Raw genomic sequence first — 15,526 nt, forward strand, 5'->3', positions numbered from 1 at the left:
CCGCGCCTCATGAAAAAGACCGCACAAGATTTTGCCCACATCCCCGGCTGGGGCATTGATGCCGACCCCAAAAACGACCCCACGTATCCGAACCGGCACCGCACCGGCGAGGAACACGACGGCCGCTCCTGGCAGCGGCCCACCCAACAGGTTCTTGACCGGGAAGTGCTGCACTCCATCGAGCGGCCCGACTACACGGCCGTGGTCGGCAACTCGGTGCCGCCGTCCGGCCTGAGCGGCATGATTCGGCGCTTCGCCTTCAAGTACAGCGAAAACAGCTACCTCCACTGGCTGCCCCTGGTGATGGCCGACAAGGTGAATGTGGTGGAAGGCCTGTTGGATGACCTGGCGCATGGCACGGTGCCCAATATCTGGGCCGAGAAGGGGTACAACTCCGAATGGAAACACGACAAGAAGAGTCTTTTCATTAAGCTCGGCACCGTGGCCGCCCTGACAGCCGGCGTGGTGTACTTGGTGGCGTCAAATAACAAGGGTTCAAAGCCAAAGCGGGGCTAGCGCGTGGCCTGCTCGGGCGACCGTTACAACCGCGACACAAGCTAGCATTAATCCTAAACGGCCTTCTTATAGCAGCGGGGGGATAAAATTACTCTAAGCTCTCATCGGGGCTTCTTCCGATGGCTTTCGCAGGCTGCGCAGCCCATTGGGCTCTACTTCCACCTGGCTGGGGAAGGTGTACTTGCCCAGGCGGTTGATGTGCTCGTAGCGGGCGGGCGAGAGCCGGGCCAGGTCCTCGTCGCGCACCTCCACGCCTTCGGCCCGCAGCGTTTGCACCACCTGCTGCAGGTAAACCGTGTTCCAGAGCACCACCAGGTTGGTGACCAAGTTCAGGGCCCCCACGACCTCCTGTTGGGCTTCTTCCTGTTTGCGGCGGATGAGCCCGTCGCCGCCAAACCAGAGAAACACCCGCAGCGCATGCAGCCGCTCGCCCTTGTTGAGCTGCACGTGAATCTTGCGTCGCAAGGGTTGACGGAGCAGGTAGCGCAGGATGAAATTGGTTTTGATGAGCCGCCCGTACTGCTGCAGCACGTAGGTCAGGTTGTGCTGGCGCGGGTAGGCTTGCAACTTGCTGATGAAGAGCGAGGCCGTCACGTAGCCCAGCTTAAACGAGCCGGCTATTCGCAGCAGGTCGTCCAGGCGCGCCTCGATGTAGCCGGGCTGCACGTGGCCCGTGAAGTGCAGGCCCGGATAGCTCAGCTCCCGGCCCCGGATGCGGCAGAGCTTCTGGTCGCCGATGTCGCGCAGGCGCGGCGAGTACTGCAGGCCCAGCAGGTCAAAGAGTCCGAAAATCAGGTCCGTGTAGCCGTGCGTATCGGTGGCGTGCTCGACGATGACCACGTCGGTCTCGTTGCCCAGCACTTCGTCCAGCACGTAGGTCGCGTCGCGCTCGGTGGCCGGGATGACCTTGCTGCCGTACTGGGCGTAGTGGTCAGCCGTGTGGGTATAAAACGTGACACCGCGGCCGTAGCCGAAGTAGCGCGGCAGGGCTCTGGCGTTGCGCACGGCCCCGCTGACGGGGAAGCGCTGGCCGTCGGAGGACGACAGGCCCCCGCCGCCCCAGTGCTGGGCCAGCCACTGGCGGTGCTGCTGGTTGACCACGCGGGTGGTGGCCGCCCGCAGCGGCTGCTCGTGCAGGAATTGGTTCGTGGCCCACCACACCGTTTGGTATTCCAGGCCCGTGCTGCGGGCCATGTCAGACAACGGGATGTTGCAGGCAGCGGCCAACAGGGCCGCATAGACGGGTTCGGGGCCCTCCTGGCCACTGGCTGACGCCTCGCGCAGCAGCTCGGAGAAGCCGGTCCAGCCGTCCACTTCCACTAAAATGTCGGTCAGCTCCACGGCTGGCATGCGCGCCCGAATCTGTTCGTCCAGCGCCTGGAGCGAGGCGGGTAGTTCTTCCGCTTGCAGTGCCGTGAGCACCAGTTCGCCGTCTTCCAGGCGTACTTCCCCGCCTTCGGCCAGCAGGGCCGTGACCTGTGGCAGCAGCGCTTCGAGTTCGGCCAAACGGGCGTGCAGGCGCTGGCTGGGATCCTCCGGCAGGCCCAGCTGGCGCAGCACTTCCCCGCGCAGGCCGGGCCACTGGGCAGCCGGAATCAGGTAGCTCTCCAGGTCGGCGTATTTGCGCGAGCCGGGCACGAACACGTCGCCTGAGCGCAGCCGCTCGCGCAAGGTGGCCAGCACGCACAACTCGTAGGGTAACCGCTCTGGGGCCTGCTGCGGGTGCACAAATCCGTGCCAGGAGGGGGTAATGAAATCGGTCGGCGCATCGGCCGGCAGTTTGCGCCGGGCCCCGGTTTGCAAGTCTACCACTAAACCCAGGGCTTCGGCGAAGTGGTCGCCGGCAAAGGCGCTGGCAAACGAAACTTGCCGCAACAGACGGGCGGAAAACTGCTTCAGGTGCGCGTAGCGCCGCACCAAAAAGGCCAGGGGCGAATCCAGTCGGGTATCACTCAGGGCGTAGTAGGCCTGCAGGGCCCGCTCTACTTGCTCCCGGGGAATGGTCTCGAACACGGCTTCCCGTACGAGCCCCGCCGGTATCTGCTCGTCGACCACCGTGCGCGCCACCTGGGCGAAGACGCGCAGGGCCGTTTCGCGGGCCTGGCGGATGGCCAGCAGGTGGGCTTCGTGCTCGCGCTGCGCTTTGCGTTGGGCCAGCGCCCAGTAGTCGCTGAACATGGTCAGCACCGCATCGAGCACGTCGCGGTAGGTTTCCAGCACGAAGGCCACCAGCAGCGGGTAGCGTTTGGCCGGCGCGTAACGGCCGATGGCCTGGCTGGTGCGGTGGCGCGCCCGGTGGGCCAGGCGCTTGCGCCGGTTGGCGTTCAGCCCGCTCGTGTCCCAGTCGGCCAGGCCCAGCTGGTGCAGGAAGTCCAGCTTGGCCAGGGCCTGGTTGATGGCCGCGGGTGTGTTGGCCGTCGCCGGCTGGCACAGCCAGCGGTGCGGGGTCACGCGCAACGCCGGGTCCGGCACCAGCAGCGCGTCGAGCTGCGCTTCCACCGCCGGCCTGAGCAGCGGGGCCAAGCGCTGGTAGGTGGCCGCGTCGGTTTGCAGCAGCGCCTGACTCACCAGCAGCTCCAGCACGGAGATAGCCGGCCGTAGCAGGCGGTCCTGGTGCAGCTTCTGGCAGGCAGCCTGCAATAGCAAGCGCGGCTGGTCGTGCTCCAGGGCCCGTTCCAGCAACCAGGCTTCCAGGCCGGGGCTGTCCAGCGGCTGCCACTTGCGGTAGCCCAGGTGCCGCAGCACCAGCTGCAGGTGCTCGCTGCGGGTGGCGGCTCGTTCGCCGTAGCTGGCCAGCGCGTCCGGCGCGATGCCCAGCTGCTGGCCGACAAAGGCGGCCACGGGCGCCGGCACCTGCTCGAACCAGTCCTCGGGCAGGTAGCCCATCAGGCGCACCAAGCCCAGCTGCACGGCGCAGCCCAGGCGGTTGCCGTCGCGGCGCTGCCGCTGGATGAATTCACGGTCGGCTCCCGTCAGGTGGAAGTGCTGGCGCAGGTCGGTTTCGCTCAGCGTGGCCGGCACCTGCTGGTAGCCCTGGCGTTCGGGCGCGGTGAGAAAGGGGGAAATCATACGTCTGGGCGTGGGTCAAAAAGCCAAAGCTTCCTGAACCATGCTTCCCCAAGCCTTGCCCCCAGGACAAGTGGTCGAAAAGATAGGGCCAAAAAGTCGGGCCAAAAATAAACAGGGGTTTATCTTTGTGAACCTGACTTTATGACCCCACATGAACAAAACCTTTGGCTACGCCCGCGTTTCCACTGTCGACCAGAACCTGGACACGCAGCTTGATATCCTGGCTAAGGCCGGGTGCGACCGCATCTTTCAGGACAAGATCACCGGCATGAGCCTGCAGCGACCCGCGCTCGATGAGCTGCTGGGACTGCTACGCGAAGGCGACACGGTGCTCGTGGCGCGCTTCTTCCGCCTGGGCCGCAGCCGCGACCATGTGATTCACTTGGTCAACTCGTTTCACCAACGCGGCATCCACTTCAAGGCCCTGGACCTGGGTATCGACACCACGACGCCCGCGGGCAAGTTTATGCTCTCCATCTTCGCCTCGCTGGCCGAATACGACCGCGAGAGCATCCTGGAGAAGACAAAGGCCGGCCAGCAGCTGGCCGCTGCCCAGGGCAAACACATCGGCCGGCCCAAGGGGCTCGACGCCGAGAACCTGGGCAAAGTAAAAAAGGCGTTGGAAAAAGGCCTGTCCGTGGCCGAAACCGTGGAACTGACCGGCATCAGCCTCTCCAGCGTCAAACGATACCGCAAGCACCTGCAGGCCGCACTTACCTAACAGTATGACTGTCCCAAAGGGCTTAGAGTAATTTTATCCCCCCGCTGCTATAAGAAGGCCGCCTACGAGGAACCCGGCACCGACAACGAGCCGGTACTGCGCTACGACCAGGTGCACCGCATTGCGGGCGGGCCGTCGTCGTTTTTCCACCCGCCCTACCTGGCCATGACCGAGCCCGATGGCAAGCTCGTAGCCGACCCCTACGCCCGCGTGCCCGCCTACCAGCGCCCCCGCTTCGACGGCTTTGCCTACATCGCCTACGCCGCCGAAGCTGATATCAATCGAGTGCTAAAGCAGCCGCAGTATGCCGAGCGCATTATTGCCGACGAGCAAACGGCGTTTCGGTTGGTGACGCGCGAGATTACCCGCGAGTATATTCTGCTGCCTAGCCCGCGCCACCGCGACCCCATCAGCCTAGTGCGGCTGCACTACCGCCGGCCCGAGCTGAGCCGCGAGGCTTTCCAGGAGCGACTGCTGCGGCAACACGCGCCGCTGGTGCTGGCCCAGCCCGTCACCCACCAGTACGTGCGCCGCTATGCTCAGCTGCACAATATCGGCTCGAGCCAGCAGCCCGACCCCGAGGGCGAGCTGATTGACGCCATCTCGGTGCTAGCCTTCGCGTCCATCAACGACGTGGAGGACTTCTTGGTCACCGACGACTACCGAACCCTAGCCGCCGACGAAGCCACCTTCACCGATGCCGCCCGCTCCGAGTACTGGACCGGCTTAAACTATAGCGTTATCAACCACTTGTTGCCCGAGTTAGCCACTCGTTACTAGGGGTTTATTGCGCCCCACGAGCCCTAGGGTAGTTGTTCGCCCGGTCCTCCGTTCACTGGCTGAGTGCCGTAGGAGAAGCGGGCAGCCTATCCTAGGGCTTCATAATGCAAATCAACTGATTGATTTTCTTCGTTATATACACGCTCACATAACGCTAAGCTACTGCCACTTGTGGGTGCATTTCACAAAAGATTAAGGCTTGGCATCTAGCCACTAAATTTCCAAGCAACTTGAAAGACAGGCCACTAGCCTATTAACAGTCGAAGTAATAGGCTTATTTAGATTGTTTTAAAACATCAAAGGTCAAGGCTAAGCCGTAGCGTAGAAGAACTGCCTAGTTAGCTGCCCCAGGTAGCTGCTCGCTCCACTTCTTCTATCCTACTGCTCCATGAGTCTACAATTCATCCAAGAGCCGCTCGACAAAACCGCGCCCCGCGTGGTGCCCGCCCAGTCGGTCACGCTCAACGTCAATGGCCAGGACCGCACCATCCAGATTGCACCCTGGACCAGCCTGCTCGACGCCCTGCGCGAGTACCTGGACCTGACTGGCACCAAAAAAGGCTGCGACCACGGCCAGTGCGGCGCCTGCACCGTACTCGTTGATGGCAAGCGCATCAATTCGTGCCTGGCGCTGGCGACAGTGTACCAGGGCAAGAAAATTCAGACCATCGAGGGCCTAGGCACCGAGGATAACCTCTCGCCGCTGCAACAGGCGTTTGTAGACCACGACGCCTTTCAGTGCGGCTACTGCACGCCGGGCCAGATTTGCTCGGCGCAGGGCCTTATTAACGAGGGTCGCTGCAAAACTGAGGATGAGGTGCGCGAACACATGAGCGGCAACCTGTGCCGCTGCGGCGCTTACACCAACATCTTGTCGGCTGTGATGGAAGTGCTGCACGACGGCGAGGCTGTGGTGGATAACGGCGTACTCATCACCGTCCCGGTAGCGTCTACCAAAGCCAGCTCGGTCGAATAACTCTTAGCCTTAGCTCCTTATGAATAGCTTCACCCTTACCCAAGCCACGGCCGCCGACGAGGCTGTGCGCGACCTTACCAGCCACGACGGCGCAGCCTACCTAGGCGGCGGCACCAACCTCGTGGACTTGATGAAGTACAACCTCGAGCGGCCGACCCACCTCACCAGCCTGGGTTTGCTGCCGCTCACCGACATCACGAGCCTGCCCGATGGCGGCCTGCGCCTGGGCGCGCTGGCTACCAACGCCGATACGGCCTGGCACCCCGAGGTAGAAAAGCGCTACCCGCTGCTGAGCCAGACCATCCTGGCCGGGGCCACGCCGCAGCTGCGCAACGCGGCAACCAACGGCGGCAACCTCAATCAGCGCACCCGCTGCTACTACTTCTACGACCTGGCCACGCCCTGCAACAAGCGCGAGCCCGGCACCGGTTGCTCAGCCCTCACCGGCCCCAACCGCGTGTGCGGCGTACTGGGCACCAGCGAAAGCTGCATTGCCACCCAGCCCAGCGACATGTGCGTGGCCCTGGCGGCCCTAGAGGCCGTGGTGCGCGTGCAAGGCCCTGACGGCGAGCGCACCATCAAGTTCGACGACTACCACCGCCTGCCCGGCGACCACCCCGAGAAGGACAACACCTTGAAGCCGGGCGAGCTGGTAACGGCTATCGACTTGCCCGAGGAAGGCTACGCTGACCACTTCACCTACCTCAAGCTGCGCGACCGCAGCAGCTACGCGTTTGCGCTGGTGAGCGTGGCCGTAGGACTGAAAATGAACGGCAACACTATCGAGAAGGCCCGCTTTGCCCTCGGTGGCGTGGCCCACAAGCCCTGGCGCGACCAAGAGGCTGAAAAGATGCTGGAAGGCCAAACGGCCTCGCCCGACTTGTTCCGCCAAGTGGCTGCCAAGGTATTTGCCGAGGCCAAAGGCTACGGTGAAGGCTCGCTGCACAATTCGTTTAAGATTGAGCTGGGCAAGCGCGCCATTGTGCGGGCGCTCAAGCAATCCACCGAGATGAGCCAGGTAGTGAACCCGAACGTGTTTTTAAATTCTAATCCGTAAGCTAGTATGAGCCAGACTATTGCCACCCCGCCTACCGTGCGCCTCGACAGCGACGTGATTGGCAAACCCATCAACCGCACCGATGGCCCGGCTAAAGTGAGCGGCGCGGCCAAGTACGCCGCCGAGTTCGGCGTGACCGGCCCGCTGTGGTACGGCTACATCGTGAACAGCCCCGTGGCCAAGGGCAAGATTACCAAAATCCACGCCGACGAGGTGTTGGCCATTCCGGGCGTGCAACAGGTGTTCTCGCACGAGAATGTGCCCTCCTTTGCCTGGTTCGACCGTAGCTACAAGGACGACGTGGCCCCCGGCGGTTCGCCCTTCCGCCCGCTGCACGAGCCCGAAATCATGTTCAGCTTGCAGCCAGTAGCGCTGGTGGTGGCCGATACCTTCGAGCTGGCCCGCTACGCGGCCTCGGTGCTCCGCATTGAGTATGAGGTAGAGAAGCACAACACTGACCTAGAGTCGGTTATTGACGAGGCTTACGACGCGCCTAAGGGCAAAACGGGCTTTATGCCCCCGCCCAAGCCCAAGGGCGATATGGACAAGGCGTACCAGGAGGCCCCGCACAAGATAGCAGGCGAGTATATCCACCACGCGCAGCACCAGAACCCGATGGAGATGTTTGCGACGACCGTGGACTGGCTGGGCGATGGCAAGAAGATGAAAATCTACGACAAGACGCAGGGCGCGCCCAACGTGCAGCAGTACCTGATGAAGATTTTCAGCCTGAGCTCGGATGAAGCGCGGGTTATCTCGAAGTTCACGGGTGGCGGCTTCGGCTCGGGCTTGCGGCCCCAGTACCAGGTGTTTCTGGCCGTAATGGCGGCGCTGGAGCTGGAGCATTCGGTGCGGGTCGTGATGACGCGCACGCAGATGTTCAGCTTTGGCCACCGGCCACACACGCTGCAAAAGCTACGCATTGCTTCGGATGACCTAGGGCACATTCAGGCTCTAGAACACAAGGCGTTGGCCGAGACGTCGCAGTTTGAGAACGCGACTGAAACGGTGGTGAACTGGACGGGTATTCTCTACAACTCGCCCAATACCAACTTTGACTACCAACTGTCGAAAATCGACGTGTTTACGCCGCTCGATATGCGGGCACCGGGCGCGGCCACTGGCAACTTCGCCAGCGAGAGTGCCATTGACGAGCTGTCATACAAGGCTGGCAAAGACCCGCTCGATTTCCGCCTGCTCAACTACACCTACTCCGACCCCACCGAGAACAAGCCCTTCACCAGCAAGCGCCTCGACGACTGCTACCACGAAGGTGCCGCCCGCTTTGGCTGGGACCAGCGCAACCCTGAGCCCCGCTCGATGCGCGATGAGAAAGGTATGCTCGTAGGCTGGGGCGTGGCCGCCGGTTGCTGGGATGCCTCCATGCAGAAAGCCGCCGCCAAAGCCGTGCTTTCGGCCGATGGCCACCTCACCGTGAGCAGCGCCACCAACGACCAGGGCGCTGGCACATATGTCATTATGACCCAGATGGCCGCCCAGACTCTCGGGCTACCCATGCAGCAGGTCACCTTCAGCCTCGGCGATACCAACATGCCCGCCGCCCCCGTACAAGGCGGCTCCTGGACCGCCAACTCGGTGGGCGCGGCCGTGAAGGACGCCTGCCAGGAAGTAGGCAAAAAGTTGCTCAAGCTGGCCCAGAAAATGGACGACTCGCCCCTGGCCGGCGTCGATTTCGAGGACGCGCAGTTCGTGGACGGCCACATCCGCGCAAACGAGGACATCACCCGCTCGGTAGCTATCGCGGACATTCTGGCCGCCAGTGGCGAAGACAAGATTGAGGCCGACGGCAAAGCTGGCCCCAACCCCATCAACCAACTGAAGTACTCGATGCACTCGCACAATGCGGTGTTTGTGGAAGTGAAGGTGGACGAGGACCTAGGTACCATCCACGTCACGCGCGTGGTAAATGCCGTGGCCGCCGGCCGCATCATGAATCCCAAAACGGCCCGCAGCCAGGTGCTGGGCGGCACGGTGTGGGGCCTGAGCATGGCGATGATGGAGGAAACCTACCTCAACAACGAGCTCGGCCGCTACATGAACCACAACTATGCCGAGTACCACATTCCGGTGAATGCCGACATCCACAAAATCGACGTGATTTTCGTGGAGGAGGAAGATGACATCGCCAGCCCCATCGGCGTCAAAGGCGTCGGGGAAATCGGGATGCTGGGCGTAACCGCCGCCATCGCTAATGCCGTGTATCACGCCACCGGCAAGCGCGTCCGCGAATTACCGTTGACGAGTGATAAGCTGCTGTAGCAGCCTAGTTACTAGTACCGCTAGAGTAAAATAGAAAGGCCCCGTAACAGTTAGTTGCGGGGCCTTTCTATTGAAATAACTGCTAATCTTTCTGGCAATTACTATGCATCAAAGAATCTTTTCAATTCTTTATATTCTTCGCTCTGTAATAAATCTAAACTATTACCAGTTGCTAATCTAATTGTGTCTCTAGCCTCTCTAATACGATTTAGCATTGGCAAAATCACTCTTTTACCGTGTTTTATAAATTTATCTAAATCCTTTAAAGACGTAGGGATTTTATATCCGTCACGGCTTGACGCAATCAAAACTCCTTTATCTCTAAGATTACCGACAACCTTAGTCCTAAAATACTCTTCCTTTAAACGCTCATTTCTATTTTGATTCAAATGGCCAAAAATTTCATTAGTCGATGGCCAGAGCCACGCACTGGGTCGGCGTTTCGTCCGAGGCTTCGGGAAAGTCAATCAGCATCTTCAGGTTTGGGGGCACTACCATCGTGTGGCCGGGCAGGTAGGCAAACGCCTGCTGGTCGCGCAGGTGCATCACCTTTTTGCCGCGCAGCATGTTGGTGAGCACTAGGTCGCTGAAGGACTGCGCCACCTGGTCGCCGGGGGCCAGCGTTTCGAGAATGCTCAGCTCGTACTTCTCCAGCGTCTGCACCCGGCGGTGGTCGATGAGCGTGGTTAGCTCGTGGGGTTGGGTGAGTGGGATGGAAGGCAGCAAGGGAACGGGGCGAAAAACAGTGGAAAATGAAAGCGGCGGGTAGCGACCAATGCGAAGCTAACGCAACGGCCGGCGACCTAACAACCTGTCGGCCACCCAAAAATGTTCTTTGCGAGGATTCTGTCCCCGATTGCAAGCACTGTGCAAACTCCCGCTTTCGCATCACCCAAAAAGCCGGACCACCCCTGCGGGCAGTCCGGCTGAAAGCGGCGGGGACGAGGCTACCTAGACGGCGGCTGTCTCTTTTTTGGCGGTCGGCTTGGCGCTCGGAATCAGGTTGTGGGGGTTAATCACAAACTTGCGCGCCACGCCTTTGTCGAACTCCGCGTAGCCCTTCGGCGCGTCGTCGAGGCTGATGATTTCCACATTGACGGCTTTGGCAATCTGGATTTTATCGTACAGAATAGCTTGCATGAGCTGGCGGTTGTAGCTCATCACGGGCGTTTGGCCGGTGTGGAAGGAGTGGCTCTTGGCCCAGCCCAGGCCGAAGCGGATGCTCAGGTTGCCGGTTTTGGCCGAAGCCTCCTTGGCGCCGGGGTCGTCGGTCACGTACAGGCCGGGGATGCCGATGGAGCCACCCGCGCGGGTGATTTCCATGAGCGAGTTGAGCACGGCGGCGGGTACTTCTACTTTGGCCTGCGAACCGTGGCCGCTGGCCTCGAAGCCCACGCAGTCGATGGAGCAGTCGATTTCGGGCACGCCCAAAATCTGGGTAATCTGGTCGGCCAGGCTGGCATCCTCGTTCAGGTCCACCGTTTCGCAGCCGAAGGAGCGGGCGTGCGCCAGGCGTGCCTTATTCATGTCGCCTACTATCACCACCGCGGCCCCTAGCAGTTGCGCCGAAGCCGCAGCGGCCAGTCCCACGGGGCCCGCGCCGGCTACGTACACCGTCCTGCCCGGTCCCACGCCAGCCTTCACGGCCCCGTGAAAACCCGTCGGAAAAATGTCGCTCAGCATGGTCAGGTCGCGGATTTTCTCCATCGCCTGGTCCTTATTCGGAAACTTGAGCAGGTTGAAATCGGCGTAGGGCACCATCACGTACTCGGCCTGGCCACCGACCCAGCCACCCATGTCCACGTAGCCGTAGGCCCCACCGGCGCGGCCTTCATTCACGGTTAGGCAGATGCCGGTTTGCTGCTCCTTGCAGGTGCGGCAGCGGCCGCAGGCCACGTTAAAGGGTACCGATACCAGGTCACCTACCTTGAGGAACTCCACGTCGGCCCCTACTTCGATGACTTCGCCCGTGATTTCGTGACCCAGCACTAAGCCAGCGGGGGCAGTAGTGCGCCCCCGAACCATGTGCTGGTCAGAGCCGCAAATGTTGGTGGATACGACCTTCAGAATCACGCCGTGGACAATCTTCTTGCCCTTGGGGTTTTTCAGTTCGGGAAAAGCAATGTTCTGCACCTCGACTTTGCCGGGACCCAGATACACAACGCCTCTGTTGCTAGCCATAATGGGGATGGTTTAAGAGAATGGAAGAAAAGGCGTCAGGCCCAGTCGGCCGGGCCCGACGCTTCACCCGGAAAACGTGGGCTGCTTACTTGCCAGCCACGGCGTTCATGCCCGCTTCGGCTACGGCATGGTCGTTTTCGACCGAGTCGCCGGATACGCCGATGGCGCCGATGATTTTGCCGCTGCCGTCCTTGATGGGCAGGCCACCCGGGAAGGTGATGAGGCCGCCATTCGACACCTCAATGTTGAAGAGTGGGCCGCCGGGCTGAGATAAGCCGCCGATGGCTCCGGTGGGCATGTCGAAGAAGCGGGCCGTCTTGGCCTTTTTAATTGAAATGTCAAGCGAGCCGAGCCAGGCGTCGTCCATGCGGGCAAACGCCACGAGGTTGGCACCGGCATCGACGATGGCAATGTTCATCTTAACGCCTATTTCGAGCGATTTTTGGTGGGCTGCTTGCACCGCAGCTTGCGCCTGTTCGAGGGAAATGCTCATGAGTTTGGTGGGGTATGAAGGAAATGAAAGTCGGCCTTCTTATAGCAGCGGGGGGATAAAATTACTGTAAGCCCTATGGCCACCAAGATAAGGCACTTTGTGAAGGCTGTGTGGCACCTCATGGAGCAACGGCTGCCGTGGTACTTGCCTGTCTGATGCTCGCCCGACACGCCGCAAGTTCATAACAGGCACTAGCTTTCTGCTTTTGCGAATCCGACTGATTCGCGAAAAAACTGCGGCGACACGGCCGTATTCTTCTTGAAGAACCGGCTGAAGTAGTATTCATCTCTGAAGCCCAGTGCGAAGGCGATAGCCTTGACGGATTGACTAGTCAGATACAATTCGCGCTTCGCCTCCAGGATGATGCGCTCCGTGATGAGTTGGCTGAGTGTCTTCCGATAATAGGACTTGACCAGGCGCGTTAAGCTTCGGGCGGGAACCCGTAACAGGTCGGCGTACTCCCCGGCCGTGTGCAGACGACGGTAGTGCGTATCGATAGCGTCCTGCAGTTGCTGTAGGAGCAACGGCTCCCGGCCTGGCGGATTCTCCTCGGTGAGTAACGCGGGCTGTGCGGTTCGGATGCGGATGGCTTTCAGCAAAAAGAGCTTCAGGTACAACACGATAGACTCTTGTTGCGCTACTTCTTTGCGCCGTATTTCCTCCTGCATCAGGTCAGCCAGGGCAGTAAATTCACGCACAGCCTCCGGCGTAACCAGAAAGAAGGGTGGCTCGAAAATCGTGTTGAATAGGATGCCGTTGCTGGCGACTTCCTGCTGGTGCCGGTAGATGCAGAAGAAGTCCGCATGAAAATCCAGGACCAGGCCCGCTACTGCGGTGCTAGCCTGGATGGAGTAGGGTTGGTAAGGACCAAAACAGCACAGGGTGCTCCCAGCAAACCGGTAGGTGGCAAAGTTGGCCCGTAACTCGCCGCTGCCCTGCGTAAGCAGAACGAGGGAATAGTAATTATTACGCTGCAGGTAGTTAAACGGGGTGTCATCAGTGAAGCAATAGCTTCGAAACGCCAATTCACCCGTATACGGGTTAGTTAGCACGAGACAGTCAATCGGCATAGCGTGGGAAAATACTAGCTGGTTACTTGGACTGACTGCCCGCCTGCCTCTAAAGCGGCCCGTACGCAAGCACGGGTCGCTTTAGGGGTAGACAACTACTTGGCAGCCAAGATGGCTACTTGTTCGATGACGGGTTCCACCGCCAGCAAGTCAGCCGCCTGGGCCATCAAGGCAGCGGCAATGGGACCGTTAAGGTGCGCCTGCCGACCCGCTTCATCCGGAAAGGTATCAAAAATACCGAAGGTGGCCGGCGCTAATTGAAGGGCATACCAAGTTGTGGTAGCTGGCTCTTGCTGAGCCAGAGGCAGAGCGCCCGTCAAAAAATCGCGTACTGCCTGCTCTTTACCGGGCTTGGCTTCGAGCCGGACCAGCAATCCTACATGCTTCATGGGAGTGGGGGGTTAGGTGAATTGACACTACAAAGGTCCTTCCCTCCCTGAAGGACTAACATGGACGGGCGCAACCAGTGGATGGACAAAAAGACCATGCCCTTTACAAATCATTAAATGAGGTAGCCTATCACGGTTCACCTAGCTCCAAAAGGTGTGTCTTTCGGAGCCAGTAGTAAACGCTGATAGTATTTCAGGCCCGGCAGCGGGTCGGCACCCAGCAGAAGCCAACTGGCTTTCGGGGTGGGCGCTGCTACCTTGCGGCCCCGCCAGCCGCCCGGGGTGCTGGCGGGCGGTCCAGGGTTACTGTCTGCTCTTCCCCATTCCTGTATGCCAACCGTTCACCGAGTACTGATTGCTGGGGCCAGCATTGCCGGGCCCACGCTGGCTTACTGGCTGGGGCACTACGGCCTGCAAGTGGTGGTGGTGGAGCGCGCCGCTACCGGGGTTTCACTAGATACTGTGATGAAAGGGTTTGCTGTCGGGTAAGATTTTTGTATTTTTAGTCTTCCTAAAGGAGAGCCTTCTGGTTCATCCTGTGTAGCCTCGGCCCGCTCACGCGGTCGGGGCTATTTCTTTTTCGGCCAAGTGCGCTGGGTGGTAGTGCGGGTCATAGACGCAATCATTTTTCCAGAGCGAGTAGCAGAGCACGAGCAGTTTCCGCATGACCGCAATGACGCCGGGTTTGCCGCTGGGCTGGCGCGCCCGCAAGCGGGCATAGAAGGCAATTTGCTGCGGGTTATAGCGTAAGCTGCTGACCGCGGGCAGGTAAAGGGCCGTGCGCAAGCGCACATTGCCCCGGCGCGAAATGCGGGTAGCATGAGCCGAGAGCCCACTTTGACGCTGTACTACGTCCAGGCCGGCGTAGGAGGCCAGTTGCCGCTCATTTTCGACCAGGATGAAGCCGTTGGTTTCGGCGACCACCACGATGGCTGTGGTGAGCCCAACGCCGGGAATACTGGTCAACTGACTTAGTTTGCGGGCCAATTCCGGCTCTGCTTTGAGCAGGTCAGCCAGGTCCTGGTCCAGCGCTTTGAGCTGGCTGACCAGTAATTGCTGCTGCGCAGCTAGCCGCCCTAACGTCCGGCTATCGGGCTGATAGCTATGCTGGTAGGCGTGGGCCCGAATCTTGAGTTGGGCGGCTTGCCGCACCAGCACTTGCCGTTCGCGGGCCAAGGCGCGCAACTGGCGCAGGGCGGGGGTCGGCGGCTGCCAGGCCGGTAGCGCCCGCTCCAGGCCCAGGCGGCAGAGCAGGCGTGCATCGAGTTGGTCGGTCTTGCTCTTGAGTTCGGTGCTGCGGGCAAAATGCTTCACCTTATTGGGAAGGAGCACGCTCAGAAGCTGCTGGTTATCAGCCAGAAAGTAAGCCAGCTCTTCGTAGTAGACGCCGGTGGCTTCCACCACAAACCAGAGTGGGCTACCGCTAACGTGCTGCTTGACGACCCAGCTGAGCAAGGCCGCGAAGCCGCTCACCGAATTGGCGAAGGTCGTTTCTTTGCCGAAGTGCAGCTGCTGGCTGAGCGTTGCGTGGCCAACGCAGGCGACGAAGCTATCCTTGGCAATGTCGATGCCGACGACGCATTTGAGTGGGGCAGTGGGGGAAGGGAACGCAGCCATACACAACCAGCAGTAAAAGGGGAAATGGACGTAGCCAGGCCAGGTTTTACCGCAACTTTTCTCGTGCAAATGCGGGATGCTACTGGCCCTGCGACCGGCTAGCTCCCTCCATACTGTGCAGTCTTCAGGCAAAACGGGAAACGGGGCACCGTTTCTAGTGAACAGCGTCAAAACCACCAGGGCCCCGCGCTTAGAGTAGGATGATGTCCCCGTTTCCTTTTCCGGCTGGCCTCACCTTGAGGCCACGCAATCATACGAGAGTAGGGTGTTTATGGAACGCTCATCTACCCGAAGTTTGGCAGGCTCACAGCTCACTAGCGCAGACAATTTAATCTCTAGCTGTAACCTAGCCTCGTTCTTTCCCGTCTGTTCAACGG

Annotated in this window: 15 protein-coding genes; 7 read left to right on the forward strand and 8 right to left on the reverse strand. The window is 60.5% G+C overall.

The window, feature by feature from the left end; all coding sequences use genetic code 11:
* The first annotated feature begins 9 nt into the window (after nt 1-9).
* Nucleotides 10-516, forward strand: coding sequence for a hypothetical protein (locus LJY25_RS18980; protein ID WP_227610062.1), 507 nt, complete (start codon nt 10-12; stop codon nt 514-516).
* 93 nt (nt 517-609) lie between these two features.
* Here the strand turns inward: LJY25_RS18980 and LJY25_RS18985 are convergent, their stop codons facing one another.
* A complete protein-coding gene (locus LJY25_RS18985) occupies nt 610-3,585 on the reverse strand; it encodes a Tn3 family transposase (RefSeq protein WP_227610063.1) in 2,976 nt (991 codons plus the stop codon).
* A 151-nt stretch (nt 3,586-3,736) separates the two neighbouring features.
* On the opposite strand from LJY25_RS18985, the gene LJY25_RS18990 reads away from it, so the two are divergent.
* The 5 genes from LJY25_RS18990 (at nt 3,737) to LJY25_RS19010 (ending at nt 9,399) form a co-directional block, all read left to right on the forward strand.
* Nucleotides 3,737-4,306, forward strand: a complete 570-nt coding sequence (locus tag LJY25_RS18990; RefSeq protein WP_227610064.1) for a recombinase family protein — start codon at nt 3,737-3,739, stop codon at nt 4,304-4,306.
* A gap of 111 nt (nt 4,307-4,417) precedes the next feature.
* On the forward strand, nt 4,418-5,086 hold the full coding sequence (locus LJY25_RS18995; protein WP_227610065.1) for an EthD domain-containing protein: 669 nt from the start codon (nt 4,418-4,420) through the stop codon (nt 5,084-5,086).
* 388 nt (nt 5,087-5,474) lie between these two features.
* Nucleotides 5,475-6,062, forward strand: a complete 588-nt coding sequence (locus LJY25_RS19000) for a (2Fe-2S)-binding protein (protein ID WP_227610066.1) — start codon at nt 5,475-5,477, stop codon at nt 6,060-6,062.
* Nucleotides 6,063-6,081: 19 nt separating this feature from the next.
* Nucleotides 6,082-7,119 (forward strand): FAD binding domain-containing protein, encoded by a 1,038-nt coding sequence (locus LJY25_RS19005; protein ID WP_227610067.1) that lies wholly within the window; start codon nt 6,082-6,084, stop codon nt 7,117-7,119.
* Nucleotides 7,120-7,125: 6 nt separating this feature from the next.
* Nucleotides 7,126-9,399 (forward strand): xanthine dehydrogenase family protein molybdopterin-binding subunit, encoded by a 2,274-nt coding sequence (locus tag LJY25_RS19010; RefSeq protein ID WP_227610068.1) that lies wholly within the window; start codon nt 7,126-7,128, stop codon nt 9,397-9,399.
* Between the two features lie 101 nt (nt 9,400-9,500).
* On the opposite strand, the gene LJY25_RS19015 is transcribed toward LJY25_RS19010, so the two are convergent.
* The 6 genes from LJY25_RS19015 to LJY25_RS19040 all read right to left on the reverse strand — a co-directional run bounded on the left by LJY25_RS19015 (nt 9,501) and on the right by LJY25_RS19040 (nt 13,532).
* A complete protein-coding gene (locus LJY25_RS19015) occupies nt 9,501-9,788 on the reverse strand; it encodes a hypothetical protein (RefSeq protein ID WP_227610069.1) in 288 nt (95 codons plus the stop codon).
* 16 nt (nt 9,789-9,804) lie between these two features.
* Complete coding sequence (locus tag LJY25_RS19020) at nt 9,805-10,125, reverse strand: AraC family transcriptional regulator N-terminal domain-containing protein (protein WP_227610070.1); 321 nt, start codon at nt 10,123-10,125, stop codon at nt 9,805-9,807.
* 225 nt (nt 10,126-10,350) lie between these two features.
* Entirely contained in the window at nt 10,351-11,580 is a 1,230-nt protein-coding gene (gene fdhA, locus LJY25_RS19025) for a formaldehyde dehydrogenase, glutathione-independent (RefSeq protein ID WP_227610071.1), read from the reverse strand.
* Nucleotides 11,581-11,665: 85 nt separating this feature from the next.
* Entirely contained in the window at nt 11,666-12,073 is a 408-nt protein-coding gene (locus LJY25_RS19030) for a GlcG/HbpS family heme-binding protein (protein WP_227610072.1), read from the reverse strand.
* A 191-nt stretch (nt 12,074-12,264) separates the two neighbouring features.
* On the reverse strand, nt 12,265-13,143 hold the full coding sequence (locus LJY25_RS19035; RefSeq protein WP_227610073.1) for a helix-turn-helix domain-containing protein: 879 nt from the start codon (nt 13,141-13,143) through the stop codon (nt 12,265-12,267).
* Nucleotides 13,144-13,238: 95 nt separating this feature from the next.
* Nucleotides 13,239-13,532, reverse strand: a complete 294-nt coding sequence (locus tag LJY25_RS19040) for a putative quinol monooxygenase (RefSeq protein ID WP_227610074.1) — start codon at nt 13,530-13,532, stop codon at nt 13,239-13,241.
* Between the two features lie 330 nt (nt 13,533-13,862).
* Here LJY25_RS19040 and LJY25_RS19045 point away from each other — a divergent pair, with 330 nt between their 5' ends.
* Complete coding sequence (locus tag LJY25_RS19045; protein WP_227610075.1) at nt 13,863-14,021, forward strand: hypothetical protein; 159 nt, start codon at nt 13,863-13,865, stop codon at nt 14,019-14,021.
* Nucleotides 14,022-14,087: 66 nt separating this feature from the next.
* Here LJY25_RS19045 and LJY25_RS19050 read toward each other — a convergent pair whose 3' ends face one another.
* Entirely contained in the window at nt 14,088-15,149 is a 1,062-nt protein-coding gene (locus tag LJY25_RS19050; RefSeq protein WP_227610076.1) for an IS110 family RNA-guided transposase, read from the reverse strand.
* Nucleotides 15,150-15,526 lie beyond the last annotated feature (377 nt).

The sequence above is a fragment of the Hymenobacter translucens genome (assembly GCF_020685205.1).
Taxonomy (GTDB): Bacteria; Bacteroidota; Bacteroidia; order Cytophagales; family Hymenobacteraceae; genus Hymenobacter; species Hymenobacter translucens.